This window comes from Bacteroidota bacterium (assembly GCA_016183775.1).
Taxonomy (GTDB): Bacteria; Bacteroidota; Bacteroidia; order JABDFU01; family JABDFU01; genus JABDFU01.
This window is the reverse complement of the sequence record JACPDY010000048.1, coordinates 1-26,404: the sequence shown is the minus strand read 5'-3', so window position 1 is coordinate 26,404 and position 26,404 is coordinate 1. Positions and strand designations below refer to the sequence as shown.

Annotated in this window: 12 protein-coding genes; 4 read left to right on the top strand and 8 right to left on the bottom strand. The window is 41.9% G+C overall.

Annotation, left to right across the window (positions count from 1 at the left end; translation table 11 throughout):
- Positions 1 to 47: 47 nt before the first annotated feature.
- Positions 48 to 881: a T9SS type A sorting domain-containing protein gene (locus HYU69_06390; GenBank protein ID MBI2269974.1), complete on the top strand. Its 834-nt coding sequence runs from the start codon at positions 48 to 50 to the stop codon at positions 879 to 881.
- Between the two features lie 108 nt (positions 882 to 989).
- On the top strand, positions 990 to 3,032 hold the full coding sequence (locus HYU69_06385; protein MBI2269973.1) for a urocanate hydratase: 2,043 nt from the start codon (positions 990 to 992) through the stop codon (positions 3,030 to 3,032).
- On the opposite strand, the gene HYU69_06380 is transcribed toward HYU69_06385, so the two are convergent.
- On the bottom strand, positions 3,019 to 6,516 hold the full coding sequence (locus HYU69_06380; GenBank protein MBI2269972.1) for a hypothetical protein: 3,498 nt from the start codon (positions 6,514 to 6,516) through the stop codon (positions 3,019 to 3,021). The two genes, HYU69_06385 and HYU69_06380, sit on opposite strands and share 14 nt — an antisense overlap.
- A 193-nt stretch (positions 6,517 to 6,709) precedes the next feature.
- Between HYU69_06380 and HYU69_06375 the strand changes: the two genes are divergently transcribed.
- Complete coding sequence (locus HYU69_06375; protein MBI2269971.1) at positions 6,710 to 8,287, top strand: hypothetical protein; 1,578 nt, start codon at positions 6,710 to 6,712, stop codon at positions 8,285 to 8,287.
- Here the strand turns inward: HYU69_06375 and HYU69_06370 are convergent.
- The 5 genes from HYU69_06370 to HYU69_06350 form a co-directional block, all read right to left on the bottom strand.
- Positions 8,274 to 9,326, bottom strand: a complete 1,053-nt coding sequence (locus HYU69_06370; GenBank protein MBI2269970.1) for a PKD domain-containing protein — start codon at positions 9,324 to 9,326, stop codon at positions 8,274 to 8,276. The two genes, HYU69_06375 and HYU69_06370, sit on opposite strands and share 14 nt — an antisense overlap.
- Before the next feature lie 316 nt (positions 9,327 to 9,642).
- Complete coding sequence (locus HYU69_06365; GenBank protein ID MBI2269969.1) at positions 9,643 to 10,218, bottom strand: hypothetical protein; 576 nt, start codon at positions 10,216 to 10,218, stop codon at positions 9,643 to 9,645.
- Positions 10,218 to 10,955, bottom strand: a complete 738-nt coding sequence (locus HYU69_06360; GenBank protein MBI2269968.1) for a hypothetical protein — start codon at positions 10,953 to 10,955, stop codon at positions 10,218 to 10,220. The genes HYU69_06365 and HYU69_06360 overlap by 1 nt, the downstream gene beginning before the upstream one ends.
- A gap of 90 nt (positions 10,956 to 11,045) precedes the next feature.
- Entirely contained in the window at positions 11,046 to 13,190 is a 2,145-nt protein-coding gene (locus tag HYU69_06355) for an SBBP repeat-containing protein (protein ID MBI2269967.1), read from the bottom strand.
- A gap of 175 nt (positions 13,191 to 13,365) precedes the next feature.
- Positions 13,366 to 17,664, bottom strand: a complete 4,299-nt coding sequence (locus tag HYU69_06350) for a PKD domain-containing protein (GenBank protein ID MBI2269966.1) — start codon at positions 17,662 to 17,664, stop codon at positions 13,366 to 13,368.
- A 254-nt stretch (positions 17,665 to 17,918) separates the two neighbouring features.
- On the opposite strand from HYU69_06350, the gene HYU69_06345 reads away from it, so the two are divergent.
- The gene (locus HYU69_06345; GenBank protein ID MBI2269965.1) at positions 17,919 to 19,379 is read left to right on the top strand and encodes a hypothetical protein; all 1,461 of its coding nucleotides are present in this window, start codon (positions 17,919 to 17,921) and stop codon (positions 19,377 to 19,379) included.
- A 47-nt stretch (positions 19,380 to 19,426) separates the two neighbouring features.
- Here the strand turns inward: HYU69_06345 and HYU69_06340 are convergent, their stop codons facing one another.
- Together HYU69_06340 and HYU69_06335 are read right to left on the bottom strand one after the other, a co-directional pair.
- Positions 19,427 to 25,882: a gliding motility-associated C-terminal domain-containing protein gene (locus HYU69_06340; protein ID MBI2269964.1), complete on the bottom strand. Its 6,456-nt coding sequence runs from the start codon at positions 25,880 to 25,882 to the stop codon at positions 19,427 to 19,429.
- Between the two features lie 42 nt (positions 25,883 to 25,924).
- The gene (locus tag HYU69_06335) at positions 25,925 to 26,239 is read right to left on the bottom strand and encodes a hypothetical protein (protein MBI2269963.1); all 315 of its coding nucleotides are present in this window, start codon (positions 26,237 to 26,239) and stop codon (positions 25,925 to 25,927) included.
- Between the last annotated feature and the right edge of the window lie 165 nt (positions 26,240 to 26,404).

The window sequence follows — 26,404 nt, the reverse complement described above, 5'->3', positions numbered from 1 at the left end:
GATATACTTAAGTCTGTTGATTTACATTTGAAGTAAATTCTTAAACCATGAAAAAGACTTTACTTCTAACCAGAATTTTTGCCATTAGTTTTTTAATCCTTGGCATGCATACTATCCAATCTCAGATAGTTTATACTGACATAAATCCTGATACTATTGTGGATGCCAGCAAGGGTGTCGGACATTACAACTATTTTTTGGATTTGAATAACGATGGAACTAAAGATTTTGAGATCCGGCATTTTCGACCCGATTCAACATTCATGGCTGTTGAAATTTATTGTAAAGACACTAATACGCAAATATTGATTTTTTCCGGTAATGAAGTTTTTCAACTGACAACCGAGAATATTGTCTTAAAATCGCCACCGTTTAATGGTACCTGGGTCTGTTCTGTTTTTAATTCCAGCAATTCTGCACAAATTGTTTATAGTGGAGGAAGTAACGATTTTTACGTAGGACTTCGGATAAAAATATCAGGTAAATGGCATTATGGTTGGGCGAGATTAAATACTCCTAAAAATTTTTCAAAAATAACTATCAGGGACTATGCATATAATACAGTGGCTGATCAGCAAATTTTAACCGGGCAAAAAACTATTACTGGCATTGGGACTTATGCTAAGGAGAATAATATATTGAAGATTTATCCCAATCCATTCAACTTGAAAACCGGTATTGGACTTGAATTAACAGAAAACTCAACTGTTCAAATCGTATTGTGTAATGCATTGGGCCAGCAGATTTCGGAATTGGAAAACAGATCCCTGCAAGCCGGAAAATATATGTATGATCTGAATGTTTCAGGCAAAGGCATTTACTTCCTTAGGTCGGTTATCAATGGGGTTCCTTCCACCCAAAGATTGATCCAAGTAGAGTAATATTTGTATTTCTGATAGAAAATTTTAAGGGCTGCTGATAAACAAATCGGTGGCCTTTTTGTTGTATGCAACGTATTCAATATCTTAACGGTCAAATAAGATCAGGACATGGATGAAAAGGGATTTAAAAAATTGGTATTGCAGGGTATCCCTACAGGATTGCCAATTCCAAAACCGTATGACCACAGCATTAATCATGCGCCCAAACGTAAGGACATTTTAAATGCCGAAGAAAAAAAACTTGCGCTTAAAAACGCCCTGCGTTATTTCGATAAAAAGCACCACGCAATTTTAGCAAAGGAATTTGCAGAGGAGTTGAATACTTATGGACGCATCTACATGTACCGTTTTCGTCCCGATTACAAAATTTACGCCCGTCCTTTAAAGGAATATCCCTACAGGTCGAAGCAGGCAGGAGCGATTATGCACATGCTTAGTAATAATCTCGATCATGCAGTTGCCCAGCATCCGCATGAATTGATCACTTATGGGGGTAATGGCGCGGTATTTCAGAATTGGGCCCAGTATCTGCTCACGATGAAGTACCTGGCGGAAATGACCGATGAACAAACACTTGCGCTTTATTCAGGTCATCCGATGGGACTCTTTCCTTCGCACAAAGAAGCCCCGCGTGTGGTTGTTACAAATGGGATGATGATACCGAATTACAGTAAACCAGATGATTGGGAACGTTTTAATGCTTTGGGTGTAACACAGTACGGACAAATGACTGCCGGATCATTCATGTATATTGGGCCGCAGGGCATAGTTCATGGCACTACCATAACCATTTTAAATGCCGGCCGTAAATTTTTGAAAGGCAAAAGTGATCTTTCGGGGATGGTATTTGTGAGTTCGGGTTTAGGCGGCATGAGCGGCGCGCAGCCAAAAGCGGCTAAGATAGCAGGAGCTATTGGCATTATTGCGGAGGTGAATCCTCAGGCAACCAGCAAGCGTCATGAACAGGGATGGGTGGATGAAGTTTTTGAAGATCTTGATAAGTTAATTGATAGGATAGAGATCGCACGTAATAAAAAGGAAGCGGTATCACTGGCTTACCAGGGCAACGTAGTGGATCTGTGGGAAAAATTAGTTGAGAAAAAAATAAAAGTGGAGTTAGGGTCAGATCAAACCTCATTGCATAATCCTTTTTCTGGAGGTTATTATCCTGCAGGATTATCATTGGAGGAATCCAAACGCATGATGGCTGATCGACCAGAGCAGTTCAGAAAAGAAGTTCAGCAAACATTAGTTCGTCATGTTGTGGCAATAAATAGAATGACTGAAGGCGGTATGTACTTTTTTGACTACGGGAATGCATTCTTATTAGAGGCTGGCAGGGCTGGCGCTGATGTTTTCACCATAGCTAATAAAAGGACCTTCCGTTACCCCTCCTACATACAGGATATTTTAGGCCCCATGTGTTTCGATTACGGTTTTGGTCCTTTCCGTTGGGTGTGTACATCCGCCGACTCTAAAGACCTCGCTATTACAGATAAACTTGCAGCGCAGGTACTGGAAAAAATATATAAAACAGCGCCTAAAGAGGTCAGGCAGCAATTGGCCGATAATCTGCGATGGATAAAAGATGCGCAGAAGAATAAAATGGTTGTAGGTTCGCAGGCGCGTATATTGTATGCGGATTCTGAAGGCAGGATAAAAATTGCGGAAGCATTCAATAAAGCAATCAGGCAAAAAAAAATATCGGCACCTGTCGTGTTGGGCCGCGATCACCACGATGTGTCGGGGACAGATTCTCCATATCGTGAAACATCAAACATTTATGACGGCTCACAGTTTACAGCCGACATGGCAGTGCATAATTTTGTAGGGGATGCCTTTCGGGGTGCTACCTGGATATCATTGCATAATGGAGGTGGAGTAGGATGGGGCGAAGTGATCAACGGCGGATTTGGTTTGGTGCTTGATGGAACAAAGGAGGCCGACCGCAGGTTAAGATCAATGCTATTCTGGGATGTGAATAATGGTATTGCCCGCAGGAGCTGGGCCCGCAACAAGGAAGCTATTTTTGCAATTCAGAGAGCAATGAACCGTGAAAAAAAGTTGAAGGTGACGTTGGCAAATATGGTTGATGATGAGATTCTGAATAATGTCATCCCCATTACGCCTGCAAATGTCAGGGAGCAGTAAGGTTGACAGTTACGCCACAACCATTTTTGTCTTTAATATTTATAGTGTAGGTTCCGGGGCAAAGATGATTTAAGTACCTTTTATCATGTCCGGCTGAGGTGGGCCAGGAGTAGCTGTATGGGTCTGTGCCTCCTGAGGCAGTTATCATTATCCATTCTTTACAGCCACAACCTGTGCAGTTGGCAGTACCTTTGGTAAATTGTCCTAACAATGATGGTGGTGAAATTATAAGAGCATTCGTCGCGGTAGTACAGCTTTTTGCATCAGTAACTGTTACAGTATAATTGCCCGCAGCAAGACCTGTGATTGTTTGGGTGGCTTGCCCATTGCTCCAGTTATACACGTAAGGTGAGGTGCCGCTTCCACCTTGGGCGGACGCTGATCCCGTACCTCCGTTACAATTTATATTTGTTGCTGAAATTGTTACGGTAACCGCAGGATTAACTGTTACTACTGCTGTTGAAGTGGCTGTGTTTCCCCCGGTATCTTTTATTGTTACAGTATAGGTTGTGGTGGATGCAGGACAAGGACTTATGTTTTGCGTAGTTGCTCCATTGTTCCATGAATAAATATATGGGTTGGCACCACCGCTGCCATAGGAGGTAACTGTGGCACAACTGCCCAGGCAAACTGAACTGCCGGTGGCAGTTACAATGGGACCGGTGCAGTTAATTATTGTAATAGGACTTGTTAAAGCATTCGTACATCCTCCATTTGTAACCGTATGTCGTACATTATATGTACCCGCTGTTAAAAAAGTGTAGGAAAAATCTGTTGTTGTACCGCTTACATTTGCCGGAGTTATAGTCCAGCTATATGTGCCTGTTGAACCTGTATTAATAAAGTTTACTGTAGTTCCGATGCAAATAGTTCCACTTGGTGATTGGGTGAAGGAGGGGTCAGCTGGGTTCGTGGAGGAAGGTACAGTAGCCGTAGATGTTTGGGTACAACCATTCGAATCTCTTATAGTAACAGTATATGTTCCTGATATTATTCCTTGACAGCCAGCATTAAAAGTACCACATCTATTTGCATAAATGGATGTACTACCTGTAGCCCATAAATATGTATACGGTCCGGATGATCCGGATACAGTAACGGTGGCATTTCCAGTCGCACTATTGCAAGTTGTAGCAAGAGTTGTAATAGCAACAGTCATTTGGGAAGGTTGGGAAATACTGACTTGTTTTACAGAGCTGCAGGCATTAGCATCTGTAACGGTAACAATGTATGTGCCGGCACTTAATCCTGTAATTGCTGCTCCGGTGTTTCCGGTTGACCACAAATAAGTATAAGAGGGAGTTCCATTTGTAGCGGTAACTGCAGTGGATCCATTACTTGCGCCATAGCACTGCAAATTTGTTTGCGTTATTGATGTAATCAATGCTCCCGAAGATGAAACTGTAACTATGGCTGTATCTTTATTGCAGTTCATATCGGCAACAATAACACTGTAAGTGCCTGCACCTAAACCGGTCACTGTTTTTGTTGTTTGTCCTCCCGGTATCCAGTAATAATTGTAGGAAGGATTACCACCTGTTGGGAGGGCGGTAACAGTACCAACATTGCCATTGTTACAATTTCCGGATGGAGTTGCAAGTGCGGAAACATTTAAAGGAGCAGCGACACATGCCGATAAATTTAATGATGAAAGAAAGCCATCACCACAGGCAATTACTTCTCCGGTAATTCCCAAACAAATATCATATACTGCTCCCGGAGTGGTCGCTGAAGCAATGAAATTTAAGTTTGAATCGTATTTATATACTCCAGCACCGGATGATACATATATATTCTCACACGTATCCAATACAATTCCCGAATTACCGTTGGCACTGGTTGCTAAAACGCCTCCGGGTATAATAATAGTGCTTCCAATTATGGTTCCGTTAGCTAAGTTTCTTTTGTTCAGAACAGATCCACTGGTTGTGTAAATATAATTTTTACTGACTGCTATTAAGTGTACTGATCCGGGCTGTCCTATAGCTGCAGCTTGATTTGCAAATTTCCCATAGTGTGTCCAATATAGCAGTGGATAACCGTGATTAAGTGACCACGAATTATTTAGGGAAGGAGAAAAAGCTGTGAGAGACCCAAATTTGCTACTGTTTGGCGTAGAAAAATTATTTCCAACAGTTATACCATAGTAATTTCCATTCGGAGCCAATACCAGATCTCTTAGATCATCTTGATTGGGAGCACCATTAAAAATAGGTTGAACTGTTGATGAAGTGTTCCCTGTTCCGGGATTTATATACAAGGCCTGATTTGGAGCTCCTCCATCTTCCCCTGATGTGACAAAAGGATTGGAATTATCACAATCAAAAAGTAGCCGGTATAATTCGCGATTCCCTCCGCCCAAGGCAGCATTTGCCCATATTGGAATACCCAAACTATTTACTTTAAATAGTTGGGCTCCGTATCCAGCCAAAATATAAACATTACCCGATTTATCTATTTTAAGGTCATCACCATACCTTCCGCTAAAGCCTACGGTTACCGGAGTATAGGTCCAAAGTAAGGATCCGGCAGAATTATATTTTTTAAGAAGCATTGGAATACCACTATTTTCTGGTCCTCCCAGAATATAAATATTACCTGCATTGTCTCTTTCAACCTCAAGGATTTGATTGGATGTGTTCATTGTAATGCCAACTGTCCAGGGGTCTATAACAATGCTGCTTTTGTCATCATAATTCTTTAAATTAAAACCAACAGTTTTATTTATTACTGAAAAAGATGAAGCAATTTCAGTTTTGTCGGATTCATAAAAAGTAATTGGGGCATGATCTATTATATCGCCTAATGCAATTACAAGATGTATGTTTCCCAGTTCGTCTTTCTTTATTTTATCAGCACCCGAATACTTCATCTTAACTTTTGAGACATCGGCACCAGGATGAACGAGAATAGAATATTTTACTCCTTCCTTCTCATGGAAAATATATTCCACATCTATGCCAGTATACAGACCTTTATAGATCAGTTTTTTATATGCCGATGCCTTATATGATTTCTTTTCATCACCGTAAGTGTAGTATTGGGAAACCATGTTTTCGGCAACTAGCTTAACATTCGGGTTGGAACCTAACCATTCGAAATTTACAGTGTAAGAAATTGTTTTCATGTTTTTTGCGATTTCCTTCTCCACCTTCTCTTCATTAGCTTCATTTTTGTGTCCTCGTTTCTTTTCAATTTCCTCGATCATTTTCTCAGGGATCTCCGCCTTGTCATAGCGGTAGGTAAGGCCTTTTGAAGTAAAAAATATTTGCATTCCGTTGTCGAATACTCCAAATAAAATTTTTGATGCAGGTCGCTTATCCTTTTTATCAAACTGCCCCTTATTTTCTATAAAAACATTATTCCGGAAAATGTCATTCCTTGTCCAGTCTGAAGAAGGATTTTCTGAATTAGAACCTGTCAATTGCGCTTGCATTGATTGCCCCATAAAAAAAATCGAAATAATAAGCGCTAATCTTTTCATTGAGGTGATTTTTTCATTTTTTTTGATCCTGTGATTTAATTGCAAATAATGATAAGAGCGTCTTCTTTTTCATTTTTATTATATGCAAGTTGGGCCAAAAAAAAGCAAAATACAAACAAAAAATATCTTATTTGTAGGAGTCTGATTTTAAGTATCGGGTATTATTTTAACTTTGTATAAAATAAATCGTCTAATGAAAAGCAGAAAAAGAGATAAATCGCCTGAGCTTTTTAACCTGGTAAAGTCATTGACTGGTCCGGAGAAGAGATACTTTACTGTTTTTGCTCAACGCCATGTGATCGGGGAGGAAAATAAATACCTGAAACTGTTTGATGCTATTGATGAGCAAATGGAATATAATGAAGAAGCGTTGCTAAAACGGTTTTCAAAAGAAAAATTTTCCAGGCAACTTCATGTAGCAAAAAACTACCTCTATGAAATGATATTAAAAAGCATGCGGGTTTTTCATTCAAAAAAGACTTTTCAAAGTGAGGTCAGGGAATTACTGGATTACGCAGATTTTTTATGCTTAAAAAAACAATCGAAGCAATTCAATAAAATAATTACCAAAGCGAAGAAACTTGCATTGGATAATGATTTGTATGCGGGTTATATCGAAGCTTCTGAAATGCAGTTGCGATATATGGAAGGTATAGCAAATGTAAATTGGCTGGAAGAAAATTTAGAGGGGGTCTACTTTAAGCAAAGCGGGGCAATTGCTGAAATGGCAAATTTCCAGCAATACCGGAAATTAGCTTATGAAACTTATATTTTAAGCGAAAAAGTCGGATTTGCCAGATCCGAAAATGACATCAAAAAATTCGATAAGCTATTAGGTAATAATGTTCTTCTTGAAAAAAGAGAAACTGCTTTATCCGACAGGTCGCGTATAATCTATTATCATCTGAACGGTATTTATTTTTTAATAAAAGAAAAGATCAAAGAAAGTCTAAAATCCTTTACGGATCTTACCAGCTTTATAAAAAGCGACCCCGGCCGGTTACGGCAATATATAAGAAACTATCTTTTTACAACTAACAATATAATCAGCATATTGATCAAACATGCAACTTTTGAAAAAACCTTGCGGTATATCAATAGTATAAGGGAGGTTCCGGAAGAGATTATACCGGATAATGAGGAACATTTTATTATGCATTATAATAATATACTCCGCGTATTTACCGGTTTCGGGAGATTTAATGAAAGTACAAATTGGCTGTTGTTTATTGAACAATGGATAGTTGAACTTAAAGGAAAAAATTTTCAGAAAAATTACATCTTCCGTTTGTATTATAATCTTGCATATATGAATTTCGGAATTGGAAAGTATAAGCAGGCGTTGATATGGCTTAATGCGATAGAGGGGGAAAGCAATAATAATTTAAGCATTGACATAAATTGCCGGTCACGTATTTTAAAAATACTGATTCAATATGAGTTGGACGGTAATGAATTCTCCGGAAGTGAGGTCCGTTCAGTTTCACGCTACCTGAAAAAGGTAAAGCGTTTTCATAAAACTGAACAAGTCTTATTTGTATTTCTTGATAAAAAAATTTCAAAAATAAGCTCACAAAAGGAAAGAGTAGAGCTGTTCCGGAGTTTTAAAAAGGAAGTTGAGCACATTTTCCAGGATCCGGAAGAAAAAAGGGCAATGGAATATTTCGATTTCATTTCCTGGTTGGGTAGCAAGATAGAAAGGCGATCATTCGCTGAGATTGTGCGAGGGAAGGCCTTAAAGAAAAGCCGCTTATCTGTTAAGGTGCAGTGAGGACCACACCCGCGTTGCAGCCATTTTTGTCTGTGATGTTTATAGTGTATGTTCCCGGGCAAAGATGATTCTTGTACCTATTTGTATTGCCATCTGACCAGGAATAGTTATATGGGCTTGTACCGCCTGTGGCAGTTACAATTATCCATTCTTTACAACCGCAACTGCTACAGCTGGCTGTGCCTTTGGTAAATTGTCCCATAAGAGTGGGAGGCGAAATTATTGCAGATGTAGAAGTAGCAGTGCAGCCTTTGCTATCAGTTGCTGTTACAGTATAATTTCCTGTAGTAAGGCCTGTAGCTGTTTGCGCGGTTTGTCCGTTGCTCCAGTTATATGCATACGGGGAAGTACCACTTCCGCCTAAGGCGGACGCTGATCCCGTACCTCCGTTACAATTTATATTTGTTGCTGAAGTTGTTACGGTAACCGCAGGATTAACCGTTACTACAACTGTTGAAGTGGCTGTATTTCCCCCGGTATCTTTTATTGTTACCGTGTAAGTGGTGGTTGAGACTGGGCAAGGGTTTATGTTTTGTGACGTATCACCGGTACTCCAGGAATAGGTGTAAGGATTTGTGCCACCGCTACCATAGGATATCGCAGTTGCACAAACTCCCGGGCATATACTTGAACCGGCTGCAGTAGCGGTAATTCCACAGGGAGTAATTGTAATGTAATTAGCTTGTGTTACTGAAATAGTATCACAGGGACTCATAATTTTTACTGATACATCATAAGTCCCGGTATTAGTCCAGGTAATGTCTTTGGGGTTATGTATGTTGGAGGTTCCCTGAAAACTTCCATTAAATGTCCACAGATAAGTAGTGTTGGTGGTATCACAGGTTGTATTGGTTAAACTAAAGGAAACAGGAGTATTAGAACAACCTGTTGTTGGGTTGGCTACAAAACTGGCTACATTATTGGGCAGGCCGCAAGCATTGATACACAATTTGGCTACTGTTGCATCTTCAGCTCCACCACATGTTTGCTGATAAGCATTGGGAGTTACGGGGAAATTACATGTTGAAAAACCAACCAAATATACATAGCCACCATATACAGCTATGGATCCACCAACAGGTGTTGTTTCGTTATGTGGGCTTGTGGAATTGCCAATACCAATATAGCCTGAACATATAAGTGTACCAGTAGGTCGAAAAGCGCTAATGAATGATCCTCTGTACCGGCGAAACCAGGTTGATAAGCACAGACTGTGCTTGGGAAATTTATGCTGTAAGTATCTCCTCCGACAATAATATTACTATTTATATCACATGCAAGTCCGGTATTATAGTCATTGCTGCCACCGGTTGCGGGTCCATTAATACCTCCACCTAAATAGGTTCCCCATTGTCTTATTCCTGATGAATTAAATTTGTTCCTGATAAGCCTATGGGAAAATTTGTCGAACTGGTAGACCCTGTAACAATTACATTATCGGATCCATCAGTAATTACACCTCTTCCGGATTCAATACCAGTGCCACCATAAAAGGTCGCCCAAAGACGCACACAAGCAGGAGTTAATTTAACAATAAATGCATCAAAAGAAGAATCACTCAAAATTGTTTGAAATGCTCCGACAGATTTCGGAAAATTTCCTGATCTGGAATAACCTGTAAAAATAACATTTCCCAACGCGTCATTTGTTATGCAGTTACCTGCTTCAGTATTATTTCCCCCATAATAAGTTATCCAGGTATTAGGATCGATGATTAGACGATAATTTGTGTTGAAAGTAGAAAATTTGAAAGTTACATTATAAGTCTTTTGTCTCAGGTTTTTTGTCTTTAGTTTTGAGGTTTGAAGCGGTATACTATAGACTTCAGGTTCTAATACGTATTCTGCTTTAACGTTTACAATTTTCCCGTTTATGTTTTGATATACTTTGGGAATGGATTCGTAAAACTCATTTATGCTGGTTTTGATCACTAAGTTTCCTTCACCATTGAGATATATACTTTCAGCTCCCGTCCACTTAAGTTGTATTTGATTGGGTCGGCATGGGGTTGTACGATAAGGTCGTATTTTAGGCCATGGTCTTTGTTGCCCCTTCGGCTTTGCTCAGGGCAGGCATAATAAATTACATCAATGTTGTTGTAAATATTTTTGCAGGTTATTTTGTTATATTGTTTTACCTTGGATATACCTTGCGGGCAGTGGGCATAATAAAAATTTTGGTAGCCATCGACTTCGTCTTCATTTACAGCGGATATATTGCTATTACAACCTGCAAAATCCATATCAACCCGATGAAGTTTAATGCTTTCCATTTCCAGTAATTCATCTTTCTTTTCTTTCTCATAGGCTTCGGTTATTGTTCCCGCTTTAATTAAATCTTCTATTTGTTCATCAACTTCGTGCATTACTTCGGTCATATTGGTGTAGACATAACTAATGCCGGTTTTGCGTAAGTAAATATCGGCTCCTGCGCCATCGCCTTTGTATAAAACATCGGGGCGCAGCTTTCCGTCCGTATCTGTTAGCTGGCCTTTGTTGGGGGTGAAGCACAGGCCATTGCCGCGAAGTGGGTTCCGGGTTTGCAGGTTTCCCGATCCAATGCTGAGGTCAGTTCGGGCTTTTGTCGAGAACTGGGCGTGGCTGTGGCCAATGAATACTACTACCGCAGCAAGGGGCAACAGCTGCTTTATAGTATTGTATTGGTGCATGGTGTATGGGTTTTCAATTGATCATAAATACGTTTTTGTTTTATTATCTCCCGATCACTCGGGATCAAATTAACATATTTTCAAATTATTTTACGGTGCGCTCAGGTTAACATTTATACTACATCCGTTTTTATCTTTGACATTTATAGTATACGTTCCGGGACAAAGATGATTCTTATACCTTTCGATATATCCACCCGTCCATAAGTATGAATATGGACTTGTACCACCGGTGGCAGTTACCATTATCCATTCTTTGCAACCGCAACCTGTACATCCGGCGGTGCCTTTGGTAAATTGTCCGGCTATTGCAGGAGGTGAAGTTATTGAGGCGGTAGAAGTTGAGATGCAGCCCTTGCTATCAGTTATAGTTACAGTATAATTGCCTGCCAACAAGCCTGAAACCTGGAACCCTGAACCCGTAACCCCGGCGCTCCAGTTATAAGTATATACAGGTGTGCCTCCGCCCGCGGTAGCCATAGCGGTTGTAGTTCCTCCGTAGCAGTTGATCAAACCTGAAGTAAGGCCAGATGTTAGTGCATTGTCCGGTTGAGTAATAGTTACAGTTTGCGTACCGGTATTATTTCCATCATCGGAAACAGTTACGGTGTATGTTCCCGCGCAAAGACCTGTTGGAGTTTGTGCAGTTTGTCCATCATTCCATAAATAGGTAAATGGAGCAGTGCCTCCTGAGGAAGATACTGTGGCCAACCCATTACACGTTCCTTTGCATGATACATCAGTAGAAACGATTGTAGCAGTTAAAATAATATTACAGGCAGAGAGTTTGGTCAAAAAAACATCCATGAATCCGCCTCCATACATATTTTGAAAACCGCCAGATGATATGCCATCATTCCCATTCGTATTTCCGAATAAATAAGCGGCGCCAGCAGCTTTGGAAAGGACACTAAATCCCCGGTCGTCTCCGGTACCGCCATAGTAAGTGGCACATAGACGATTTCCGGAAGCGTCAAATCTTACCATAAATGCATCAGTAGCGCCTCCGCCATAAACATTTTGAAAGCCGCCCGATGCAATTCCTGCAAGACTGCTTGTTTCTCCGCAAAGAAAAACATCGCCCGCATTATTACAGGTTACACCCCATCCGTCTTCTATTCCTGTCCCACCGTAGTATGTAGCCCATAACCGATTTCCGGCCGGATCAAATTTTACGAGGAATGCATCATTTGTAGCAATATTTCCAATCGCGTTTTGAAAACCTCCTGATGCGATTCCGACATTGCTTTGTGTTAAGCCACTTAAGTAAATATTTCCCAAAGGATCTACCGCCAGATCTCTGCCCAGGTCATCAGCATTGCCTCCATAATATGTTGCCCAGAGCCTGTTTCCTGCTGCATCAAATTTCACCAGGAACGCATCGAAAAGATTGCCTCCGTGTACATTTTGAAATCCTCCCGATGCAATTCCAGCTAAGGAAGCCGTATAGCCGCCTAAATATACATTTCCAAAAGCATCAGTAACTACTGCCCATCCATATTCAGAAGCTGAATTTCCATAATATGTTGCCCATAGCCTGTTCCCGGCCGGATCAAATTTTACCAAAAAAGCGTTTAGTGCCCATCCCGGAGGAATGACATTCAGAAATCCTCCTGAAGCAATTCCCGATAGACTTGCTGTAGTGCCGGCTAAATAAACATTTCCAAAGGGGTCAGTACTTACACCCAATCCCCAGTCGGCACCCGGTCCGCCGTAATAAGTGGCCCATAGGCGATTCCCATTCGCATCAAACTTAACTAAGAAGGCATCAGTGCCACCACCTGCGAAAGCATTTTGAAATCCGCCTAATGAAATATTCGCGTTGTTATTTGTAAAACCCGCCGCATAAACATTTCCAATATTATCAACTGCAACAGAAGTTGCCTGCGTGTTCTTTGCAAAGCCCGCACCATAATAAGTGCCCCATAAACGGTTACCTGCAGCATCAAACTTTGTAACAAATCCTTCATACCAACCTCCGCCTGTATACACATTCAAAAATCCACCGGCCGCAATATTATTGGGACTGGATGTTTCTGCGGCTATGTAAACATTTCCGGCAGCATCACCTGCAATACACTTGCCGGCGCTCCAGCTTAATCCGATATCATCAAACTCAGATCCACCATAATAGGTTCCCCAAAGTCTACCGCCTTGTGCATACATATTTTTGGTGCAAATGCCCCAAAGAATGAGAAACGGTAAAAAAGTAAGAAGAAAAGTATTTCTTTTCATTGTTGGCCGACCAAATTTTAGTTCACGCTAAAATACTTGATTTTATTTGTTTGCCTATCCACTTTATGGGTTGCTATAATCGCTTTGTGGAACGACAGAGTATGAGGATTCAGCAGGATCATGTGTTTGATAAGCAGTGTTTTTGAGGCACGCAGCAAAATCAATTTTTTTTAATTCAGGGTACATTAAGATTAACTTTTGTACTGCAGCCATTTTTGTCAACAATATTTATTATAAATGTACCCGGACAAAGTTGATTTTTATATCTGTTCGTATATCCATCTTGCCATAAGTATGTATAAGGGCTGCTGCCGCCTGTAGCATTCACCAGTACCCACTCTTTGCAACCGCATCCTGCACAGGTGGCAGTGCCCTTTGTAAATTGACCAACGATGGGCTGTGGTGAAGTAATTGAGGTTGTAGTAGTTGTTGTGCACCCTTTACTATCAGTAACAGTTACAGTATAGTTGCCTTGTAATAGCCCTGTGGCAATGGCTGTAGTTTGCCCGCCAGCACTCCAGGTGTATGTATACGCAGGCGCGCCGCCGCCGGCTGTTGCAGTAGCGCTTGTTGTTCCTCCGGAGCAATTGATGGTTCCTGTTGTAATAGCTACTGTTGAAGAAGCCGGTTCTGTTATACTCACAGTGCTTATACTTTGACATCCGGATCCGTCCTTTACCGTAACTGTGTAACTTCCAGCCGTGAGACCTGAAATTGTGGCTCCAGAAGCTCCATTGCTCCAGGAATAAGTGAAAGTTGGAATTCCACCTACGGCAGTTGCGGTAACACTTCCGTTATTACCACCTTTGCAATTCACATTTGAAACTATTGAAATTGTAGCAGTTCCTCCACTGGTGTTATTTACTGTTGCATTTGTAATAATCGTACAACCTTTTGCATCAGTAACAGTAACATTGTAATTTCCGGATGATAACCCGGAAGCTGTTACGGAAGTAGCACCTGAACTCCAGCTGTAAGTTAAAACCCCTGTGCCGCCGTTTGCGTTAACAACCGCGCTGCCATTTGAAGAACCGCAGGACGCATCACTAACATTAACGTTTGCAGAAAGAACCGGCGGTTGTGTAATACTTGCTGATGATGTAGCAGTGCAACCTTTGTTGTCAGTAATAGTTACTGTGTAATTGCCTTGGATAAGTCCGGTTGCAGTAGCTGTAGTTTGTGCAGTGGAGTTCCATAGATAAGTATAAGCGGGGGTGCCGCCTCCGCCTGTGGCTGTGGCTGTAGCCGTTCCTCCAAAGCAATTGATAGTTCCCTGAATTATACTTATAGATGTAGCAGTCGGTTGTGTGATACTTGTGGTAGATGTAGCAGTACACCCTTTGTTGTCTGTAATAGTTACTGTGTAAGTGCCCTGTGTAAGTCCGGTTGCATTAATGGTAGTTTGCCCGGTCGCGTTCCACAGATAGGTGTATGCGGGTGTTCCACCTCCGCCTGATGCAGTAGCTGTAGTTGTTCCACCAAAGCAGTTGATCGTTCCGGGAGAAATGCCGGCAGTGGCTGCCGTGGGTTGCGTTATATTTGTAGTTGAAGTAGCCGTACATCCCTGGTTATCTGTAACTGTTACCGTATATGTTCCTTGTGTAAGTCCTGTTGCAGTTGCATTAGTTTGGCCGGCGACATTCCACAAATAGGTGTATGCTGGTGTTCCTCCACCACCGGTTGCAGTTGCGGTAGTAGTTCCTCCAAAGCAGTTAATTGTTACAACAGAGATGCTTGCCGTGATTGCCGCGGGTTGGGTAACACTCGTTGTGGCGGTTTTTGTGCACCCGTTATTGTCTGTTACAGTTACTGTATATGTACCCTGTGTTAGTCCGGTATTGGTTTGTCCGGTTGCGCCATTATTCCAATTATAGATATAACCTGGCTTACCATCTGAAGGCGTTACTGATACAGATCCGTTATTCCCTCCAAAGCACTTTAAATTGGTACTTGATGGAACTAATGTTGGCGGAACGCCTACAGTAATTGTTTGCGGACTACCGCCTCCGCAACTTGGAAAATTGGAGTTCCAAATTGTATATGTGCCGGGTGCTGCATATGTATGTGTGGGGTTTTCCAGATTTGAGTTGGTTGCATCCCCAAACGACCATGACCAATTTGTGTATGGCCCGTCAAATGTCCACTGTGTGCAGGGTGGGGCCGCAAAATTTACTGTAAGGCTGCAATTAGTACTTGAATAAGAAAATCCTTCTGTTGGAGCAGAGCTGCGAAGCATAAGCACCCCCGGTTGAGGATTTAATCCAGCAATAGCCTCGTTTAATTTTGTTGATTGAAAAACACCAGCTGTGGTTGGAAAGTCAAATGAATGTGAATTGTAGCCCATCAATACGCCTTCGCAACCCATGTGCGATAATGAGTAATCAGAATATAGGCATGCGTTATAATCTTTATTTGTTCCGCCAAAAAAGGAGGAGTACAATAGTTGGGCAGCGGCTCCGTTTGTGCAATTTATTTTCAATAGGAAATTGTCGGATAAGCCGCCATTGTATGTTTTATCGTAAGCCTGACAAGTTGTGGGAAAATCTGCAGAACTTGTTGTGCCCGCAACAAACAGGGGAATTCCCATGCCGCCAAAACCATAAACAATATCATCTCCGTAATCGTCAGCACCTCCGCCTACAAATGTAGAATATACAGGGGCGTTGCCCGCAAGGTTCATTACGGTAACAAAAACATCATAGCCTCCGTTTTGGGTAATATCATAAGCTCCGGGTGTAGTGGGGAAGCCTACAGAATTTGTATATCCTGTAACAGCAACCTGATTTGCAAAATTGAGATAACAATTTGTTGCTGACTCATTTCCGGGTCCGCCCAGGTAGGTTGAATATAATGGTATCGCATTCGGAACACCACCTGGTGCATCGAAAGCAAATACAAAAGCGTCGTCTCCTAAGTTGTAAACAGCATCAAAAGCGCCTACAGTAGTCGGAAAATTAGGGGAGTTTGTAGAACCAACTATAAATATTCGGTCGGTTCCAAATGTATTTAATGTAATGCCATTGCCATAGTCATCTCCACTGCCTCCGATGTAACTTGAATATGTTACCATAGTTCCTGCCGGATTTAGTTTAGTGAAGTATGCGTCAAATCCGCCGTTGGGTGTTACATCAAAAGCTCCGGCAGTGGTTGGAAAGTCAGTTGATTTGGTATAGCCTGTATAATAAGGTACCCCGCCTCCGTCAACCCTTACATCTGTGCCATAATCATCACCAGTGCCACCAAGGAAAGTTGACCAGAGCATTACTGCTCCTAAAGTACCATCCAGTTGAAAGCAAAATGCGTCCGCTGCTCCTCCGTTATAGGCAGGGCCTAATACTCCTGCTGTAGTTGGGAATGCGGCAGAGGCCGTATACCCCGTAACATATACTACATCCGGCATTGTTCTGGCCAATATGCCTTGTCCACGGTCATTACCGGCCCCGCCAACGTAGGTGGCCCATAACATATTGGTACCCGTTCCGTCTAACCTGAATACATATACGTCTTCCCCTCCGTTAAATGTATTGTCATAAACACCGGGAGTAACAGGGTATGAGGCATTATAATAGCCCGTGCCAAAAATGGCAGGGTTCGCAAAATTACCTCCTACGCTTATATCATTAATATTTCCCGAACCTGCACCTGCTATTCCTCCTACAAATGTTGACCATTGAAGGATTACAGGATCAATAATGAGTTCTTTAGATTTGTCATATTTACCTGTAATTTTAAATCCGTAGGTTTTGTCATTGATAAGCAAAAATTGAACAGGGACTTCTGTTTCTTTTCCGTTAATGATCTGATAAGCATACGGTTTTCTTTCCTGTATAATGCCCCATTTATTTGTGAATTCAATATCGCCGGTGTTGTTGATAGTAATTTTTTCTATGCCATCAACAGTTCTTCTGATTTTATTAACATCCGCACCTGGTTTCAGGATATAATCATATTCAAGATCTTTTGAAGTGTTGTAAAACTTTAAGTCAATTTTGTCATATACATCTTTGTAAATAATTTCGGAATAATCAGGAACATTTGAAATCTGTTTGTTATTTATAAAATAATTAGCATGACTTTCCTTTTTACCCGAAGGAAGAATGTGGGTGTTGGGGTTTGTGCCATCGAGGTGAATGTTCCAGACCAAAATTTCATAATCCTTACCTGAAATATTTTGATTGGTTTTAGTCGTATCTGAAATAATATCTCTTCTGTGTGCAAAGCTGAGACAATTGTTCATGAAATAAATATTGCCATTTTCGGATGCTGCCTGGAACAAGATCTTGTTCTCCCACTGTCCGTGATTTGGTCGGAACGAAACGGGCATATTCATTATGTTTTGGATAATTTCTTCTTTGCGTTTTGTTAAATCGGAATCATTTTCCTCGCTGTCGGTTTTTGCTGATAAAGGATCATTCACAAACAATGATGTTGAAATGAATAGCAACATAGTGTAAATAAGCGATTTTTTTTTCATTAGTCTTTGTAATTCATCAACCATACATCTAAAATTAATTCAATAAAAACGCTAAATCAATAAGAAAAATGTAATAAATTTGATTTCATATAATATAATTATAAAATAAATATTTTATAAAATATTGATAATCAAATAAATAATATAATTTATACTTATTTATTGTTTTAATTTATATGCAAAATATCGACCTTTTTGCCCTTATTAAGTCTTTAAATCAGACAGAAAAGCGCTATTTTAAAGTTTTTGCCTCAATGAGTATGAAAGCAAAAGAGAGTTCTTTTGTTAAGTTGTTTGATGCAATGGATAAACAAAAGGAATACAATGAAAAGCAATTCCTGACGAGATTTAAACAAGAATCATTCACCAAAAATTTTCGTTTCAACAAACACTATCTTTTTAACCTCATATTGAAGTCCATGCGGCTTTATCATAGTAAGGGAAGTGTGCAGGCGCAATTGGCCGATATGAAAAAGGACCTGGATTTTTTGTACAGGAAGAAGCTTCATAAGGCGGGGTTAAAATTGCTTGTGAAAGCACAAAAATTGGCGCTGAAGTATGAAGTACACAATGATCTTGTTGATTTGTATAAAAAGGAGCATGTGTATTCAAGGTATAAAAACTCGCCCCCAAAACATGTTTCATATTTGAATAAACTGCTGACAAAGGAATTGAGAGCTTTAAAGGATATGGAAAATGTAGTTCGTTATGAATGGCTGAGTGATAAAACCGAAGCGGTGGCTATAGCTTATGGAGAAGCATCTGTCGGGAAAGCCAATGCCGAACTGAAAATAATATTTAGGAATCCTTTGTTGCGTGACTATAAGCTGGCGACCACCACTACTTCAAAATTATGGTACCACCTTGCTAACACCACTTATAACTATTACAATATGAATTATCAAAAGGCTTTTGATCATAATCAGGGGGCAATTGATATTGTTAGCCAAAATTGCACGTTGAGTTATAATTCGTATTCTGATTACCTGACATTACTTTCCAGGCAGATTGTTATTTCCGGTTTATTGAAAAATTACAGCGCTATGGCGGAAGGAATAAGGTTGGCTAAAGTAACTATGCAGGATAACCCGGGTGCTCCTATTGCTTTAAAAATCGAGTTCAGTTTGCATGAACTGTTGTATTATACTGATACTGCTGATTTTGATACTGCATTACAATTGGTTGAAAAGCTTCAGGAGGATATGGTTCAGCCGGATTTCAAATTGAGTTCACATGGTTTACAGATCATATATTATAATTTTGCCACTGTGTATTTTATTACAGCGGTTCACAGATCCGCTTTGGTTTTTGTGAATAAGATCCTGCAAATGAGCAAGGACGAAATTCGTCCGGATATTTATAACTCTACAACATTATTAAATATAATTATACAATATGAATTAGGCAGGATACAGTATGCAGAAGAGCTTGCCGTATCTGCATATTCAACTTTTGAAAAGGAAAATATGTTGGGGGAAATGGAAACGATAATATTAGAGCTGTTTCGTAATAACTATTCAGCAACTGCTTCCCGAAAAGATACTGTTCAGTTATTCTCGGAGTGTTTGGAAAAATTATTGGTAATTAGAAATATCCCTTCCGAAAAGAACAAGCTTCAGTACCTCGATTTCATTTCATGGCTCAAAAGTAAGATCCAAAACCGGTTGCTCGCAGAGGTGATAAAAGAGAAAGTGAAAAAAGAGAAGAGCAAATAGAGTGGAATATAACGGGAGTTCTGATAAAGAATATTGCCTTGCCGCACTTACCTTACAACTGTAACATTACCCTTTAATTTCACTTCAGCATTTGTTTTAATGCAAGTTGCCCTCAGGTAATATACATAAGTGCCGCGTTCCATTTCTGTGCCTTTATATGTTCCATCCCAGCCATGAACCTGGTCGAAGGCTTCAAACAACAGGTTACCCCATCGGTCGTATATCGCCCAATAGATCTGACTCAGGCCGTTGCCTTCAATAAAGAGTATATCATTCTTTCCATCATTATTGGGAGAGAATATATTGGCAACATATACAGCCGATTCGTCATCAATGCAAGCTTGTTTTACTGTGATTGTTAACAGGGCAGTTACAGTACACCCGTTGTCATCGGCAGCAACAACTGTATAGGTTGTAGTTGTCGCTGGACTCGCTGTTGGGTTTGAACAATTGGTACAAGACAATCCTGAAGCCGGAAGCCATGTATATGTTGAAGCTCCTGTTACAGTTATAGCTATACTGTGACCATCCATTATTGTTTGCTGTGCAGGCACAATAGTTATAACAGGGGGTGGCGCATTTTTTACAGTATCAGTTGCGATTGCAGTACAACCATTGGCATCTGTAGCGGTTACGGTATAAGTGCCGGCAATAAGATTCACCGCTACGGAATCCGTTTGTCTGCCTGTTGTATGATCCCATTCGTAAGTAAAGGAAGGTGTACCCCCGGCCACATGTGCGGTAATCGTACCCGTCGCGCCGCCACATACTGTTTTGGTGCTTTCAGAGGATAGAGTAATGCCGTCAATCTGCACCACTGTAATTGTTTGTGTTGAAGTGCAGCCATTTGCCAGATCGGTAGCCGTAGCAGTATAAGTTCCCGGAGCTGTAACAGTGGCGGGATCTGCCGTATTAGTTAATGCGCCGCCATTCCATACTATTGAACTTCCTGCTGCTGTACCTGTCAAAACAACACTTGTTGTACGGCACGTAAGACTGCCGCTGCTCGTTGCAGTTACTGTTGGCGGTATGGTGTCGATCGTTACCGTTACGGTCTGTTGAGCCGTACATCCGTTAGCCGGATCGGTAATCACTAAGGTATAAATATCGGCCACTGAGACTGTATTGATATCCGTTGATGGCCCGCCTGTCCATTGGAAAGTAGCGCCGGTTGTGGCTGAGCTGCCTGTTAATATTACACTTCTATTGGTGCAGGTAAGAGGTGGGGGAGATGCTATGCTGATATCGGGAACACCCGGGTTTGCCGTTATAGTTACTGTTTGTGTTGCGGTACAGCCATTTGTTGTGTCAGTCGCCGTAATAGTATAAGTTCCCGCAGCTGAAACAGCAGCAGGGTCAGCAGCGTTGGTTAAAGCTCCTCCATTCCAAACCATAATATTGCCAGGACTCGTGCCGGTCAATGCCACACTTGTTACAATACAGGTTAAATTACCACTTGCTGTAGCAGTAACAACCGGCGGAGTGGTATTGCTTACTACAGTTACAGTTTGCGATGCTGTACACCCGTTGGCCGGATCAGTAACAGTTATAGTATAAATGCCGACTGTTGATACCACATTGCTATCTGATGCAGGTCCTCCTGTCCATTGAAAAGTAACACCAGAAGCTGTTGAGCTGCCTTTTAAAGTCACACTTGTATTGGTGCAGGTAAGCGGTAATGGCGGCGCAATACTGATATCCGGCACGCCCGGACTGGAAGTGACAGTAACTGTTTGTGTTGATATACATCCGTTAGCCGGATTGGTAACAGTCAGCGTATAAATAGCGGCTGCCGATACAGAATAACTTGCTGTAGTTGGTCCGTTTGTCCACTGGTACGTTGCACCCGCAGTAGTTGAATTTCCTGTTAATGTTACGCTCGTAACGATACAGGTCAGCTGAGCAGGTGTTGAAACACTTATGTCGGGTAGAAGAGTGTCAGCTGTTACGGTAACGGTTTGTGAGGCGGTACATCCGTTAGAAGGATCAGTAACAGTTAAAGTGTAAATGGCCGCCACAGAAACGGTATAAGTAGCTGTAGCAGGTCCTCCTGTCCATTGGAAAGTTACACCGGATGTTGTTGAACTACCGGTTAAAGTTACGCTGGGGTTAAAGCAGGTGATCTGCGAAGGTGTCACACTGATATCGGGAACGCCCGGACTTGATACAACTGTTACAGTTTGGGTAGCTGTGCAGCCGTTAGTAGTATCGGTTACTGTTAATGTATAAATACCTGCCGCAGAAACGGAATAAGCTGTCGTTGCAGGTCCTCCTGTCCACTGGAAAGCAGCACCCGTGGTCATTGAGCTGCCTGTCAGAATTACACTGGTAACAGTACAGGTGAGTTGCGCCGGAGTTGCAATGCTGATGTCTGGAACTGTCGTGTTTGATGTCACCGTAATGGTTTGCGTAGCTATACAACCGTTGGTCGTATCAGTAACTGTTAAAGTATAAACACCTGTTATCGATACAGTGTTGCTATCATTCGCGGGTCCATTTGTCCATTGGAAAGTAACTCCGGGAGTTATTGAATTACCTGTTAAAATTGCGATGGTATCTGTGCAGGTAAGTTCCGGTGGTGTGGTGATACTTACATCAGGAACTACAGTATTAGCTGCTACTGTAGCCGTTTGTGTTGCCGTGCACCCGTTTGCCGGATCAACAACAGTTAAAGTATAAATGCCTGCAGCAGAAACAGTGTTGCTTGCCGTTGCCGGACCTGCTGTCCATTGATAGTTTACTCCTGCAGTAACGGAAGTGCCTGTTAATGTTACACTGGTATTTATGCAGGTAAGTTGATCGGGTGCTGCAATACTGATATCAGGAATAATTGTATCAGTTGTTACAGTAACGGTTTGTGTTGCTGTACATCCGTTCGATGGATCAGTAATAGTTAAAGTATAAATGGCCGCCACAGAAACGGTATAAGTAGCTGTTGCGGGTCCTCCTGTCCATTGGAAAGTAGTACCCAGGGAGGTTGAACTGCCGGTCAGGGTTGTGCTTGTAACGGTACAGGTAAGTTGTGCCGGCGTTGCAATGCTGATGTCAGGAACTGTTGTATTTGATGTTACGGTAACGGTTTGTGTTGCGGTACAGCCCGTGGTCCCATCAGTTGCTGTAACAGTATAGGTTCCGGCAGATGAAACAATGGCAGGGTCGGCGGCATTAGTCAGCAAACCTCCATTCCAAACCATAGTGTTTCCGGCGCTGGTGCCGGTTAATGTCACACTGGTTATTATACAGGTAAGATCACCGCTGCTCACCGCAGTCACGGTTGGTGGTGTCCCACTGCCTGTTACGGTTACCGATGAAGTGTTGATGCATCCGTTGTTGTCTGTAACTGTTGCTGTATAAGTAATACCCGTGGCCAATCCGGATGCTGTTGCGGTAGTTTGTGCTCCGGGGTCGGACCAGGTATATGTATAAGGTGTTATTCCACCCGTTGCAGTAATTGTTGCCGAGGTAGTACCTCCATTGCAATTATTTAATACCGGCGGAGTAATAGTTGTAGTTAGCGCTGTAGGTTCTGTTATAGTTGCCGAAGAAGTTGACGAACAGCCGTTTTTGTCGGTTACAGTAACTGTATAATCACCGGGAGCAAGGGTTGTTATAGTTTGTGTGGTTTGTGAGGATGCCGGGGCACTCCAGTCGTAAGTATAGGGTGAGGCGCCGGTTGAAGGGTTGGCAGTAATGCTGCCATCAGATTTTCCGTTACAGGTAATGTTATTTGCGGTAACGGTCACATTCACGGAAGGATAAATAGCCACTGTTGCGACATCTGTATTTGCAGTGCCTTGTGAATCAGTAAGGGTTACAGTATATATTGTAGTAGCAGTAGGACAAACCTGGTGCGGGCCGGGACCGTTGCCAATATTTGGACTCCATGCATATGTATAAGGAGGAACGCCCAATGATGCAGTAGCATTCAGCGAGTGGCAATTTCCTGCACAAACTGAGTCTCCCAAAATTGATACAGCTATTGTACAGGCGGGTATGACCACCTGCTTGGTTACAGATGATGTACAGCCTGCAGCAGTACTTACAGTAAGCGTAACACTATAAGTGCCGGGAGCACTCCAGGTTATATTGGTTGGATTCTGAGTGGTAGAACTGCCGGGTGTTCCCCCCTGGAACGTCCAGGAATAATTTGTTATTGTCGATGGTGAAGTGATCGTAGAAGTATTTGTAAAACTGATGGGTTTGTTACAACCGGGTGTGGTAAAAGTAAAATCGGCGACAGGATTTGGTGAAACCCAAATAGTGTCATAATTGGTGGTCTTACAGCCATTAAACCCGGTAAGGGTTAATGTATAAACGGTGGTGGTAGTAGGGCAGGCATTTATCGTTGCGGTACTCAGATTTCCGGGCTGCCACTGATAAGATGCATAACCAACAGGAGCCTGCAAAGGAGTACACTGACCTGGGCAAATGGTATCGTTATTGGAAGCAAGTATGGACGTTCCGCACTGGGCATCAACGTAGGCGTATCCATAATGGCCGCTTGCAGAGCAGTCGCCGGTTGTGAATTGAATAGTTACATAAGTTCCAATATATGAGGTCAGGTCAACGTTAACCGTACTCCAGGGTTTATACCTGACGGAAGGACATGATGTCGAATTAAAAAAGCCCGGAAGAGAAGCCGCTGCAGATACTATAAATTCAGAACAGGGAATCTTTTTTCCAGTCTGATCTGTCATCAATGCCATAAAGAATGGCTGCTGGTTACTTGTGTGTCCCGGGTCTTCCAGTACAACTGCATACCGGTATGTAAAACTGGCATTGGCGGCTGAAACCAAAAAAGTCTGACTGACCTGTTCTCCCTGCGCTCCGGTAGAGTTATTCCCCAGTTTTAGAGAGCGGCTGCCGGCACCGACTACCGGAAATCCGCCGCAAGGGTCGGTTCCTGCAGGACCCACTATTGTTTGTCTTCCCGCAACAATGCCAATAGCCGTCAAAGTATACATAGGCGTCGGTGCGCCCACAGCTCCCATTGTGGCGGTACCCGTATTGCCAAACCAGCCGGTCAGATTTCCTGTTTCAAAATCCATATTGTTGCAAGTTGGGTTTTTGGGTATGGCGGAAAATGAAGTAGAGATAGAATACTTGACACAATTGGCATAAGGATCACCATATCCGTCCACTAAAATAAAGTAACATTGACCCGCAACTGCATTGATCAGAAGGGTTTGTGTGCCGGCAACACCAGCACTAATGTAAACATAGTTGGTGCTCACGCATGCCCCTGCAGTACCCGGACATGCGTTAAAAACCGAAATGCTTGGGTATGCGGCTACAGAAGATGTGATGTTACTCAGGTTAACCTGTAAATATCCTGATTGAGTGGCGCAAACATAATACATCCAATCGTTAGCGGAAAGATAAGTTGTACTGAGACAGGAATTCGTTCCCTGGTAATTGTTGCCTGTGCAACACGTAGTTTGGTTATTATAAGTACTTCCGATAGTTAAAGGGTTGGCAATAGCTGCTGTACATGTAGCTCCGCCGGGAGTTTGAGAAACGGGAAGCTGGAAAGTAGAGGTAAGTGAATATTTGGCGCAATTAGCGTATGTCCCCCCGATGCTGTACCCGTCAACTACAATATAATAACACTTGCCCGCGGTAACCATGAAATTTATTGAAGGGCCAGCGACAGTAGTACCCGCTCCAACGTATGTATAGTTTCCCGCCAGGCACGATGAAGAACCGGGGCAACCATCATAGGCTGAGAGGGAGGCATAAACTGGGATTCCTGAAACACCGGAAGATGTATTGGGCATAGAAAAAGTTACGCAGCCTGTTTGAGTGGCGCAAAAATAATAATACCAGTCGCTCGCACTGTTGTAAGTGCCTGTACCACCCATGCAGGTGCTGCTCGTTCCGGTGTAGTCATTGCCTCCACAACAAGTAGTTTGATTGGTATAGGTATTTCCAATGGTAATAGGATTTGCCTGAGCATCCGAACAGGTATTCCCGCCAGGTGTTTGAGTTAACGGAGGGACAATTGAAGACTTCAATGTAAAATTAAAACACCCTGCATAGCTCGTATAGGAATATGCATCGACTACAATATAATAACACTTTCCCGCAGTTGCATTTACCTGAATAGAAGGCCCTGATGCAAGAGTGGTATTGGCCGCCAGGTATTGATAAGAGCCATTCACGCAGCTTCCGGTTCCGGGACAGCCATCAAATACGGAGAATGAAATGTATGCCGGTTTCCCGGAAACGCCTGAAGTAAGATTGCTTAATGAAAGGGTAATGCATCCGCTGGTGGGAGCACAGAAATAATAAAACCAATCCTCCGAGCCATAATACAGGGTACTCAGGCAAGTGCTTCCTGTTCCGGTATAATCGTTTACTTTGCCGCAGGTTGTTTGCGCCGAATAACTTGTTCCAATTGTAATAGGAGCAGCCTGTGCTGCAGCGCAGGTGTTTCCTCCCTGGGCAAACACAGCCAATGAAGATCCAAATACCGATAATATAATAAGGACTGATTTTTTCATTGACTAAAAATTAATTCGTTGTTTGAAGGGCAAACTATATAATTAATTTTCTTCGTTCTTAGTACTGATCAATGCCGAGGCTTTAAATCCGCTTAATTCCAAAACATAAACAAGCGATTCAAAAGTAATGCGGGCATCATAAACCTGAACTTTAATATAATGCGATTCATAATCTGTTTTTGAAGAAGCAACCAGGTCTTTCAGACTTTGCATGATCTGATCAACCTTTTCCGCATCATCCGGATGATTTAATCCTTCGGTAAGTTGAAAAGTGTATTCAATATAATGATGATTGCCCGAAATTGATTTTTCCGGACTTTGATTTTGGGAAAATGACAGTCGTGAAACGCCTGTCAATAAAATCAGGAAAGCAAGGTAAATTTTAGAAACTGTTTAAAATTCATTTGATAAAAAGTATAAAGGGCATCTAAAAGGAAATCTCCTACTGAATTACTTAGTGTTGACCAAAACCCTATGTACCATGTATGAAACAAGCCTTACCGATGCCCAATGGAAAATTGT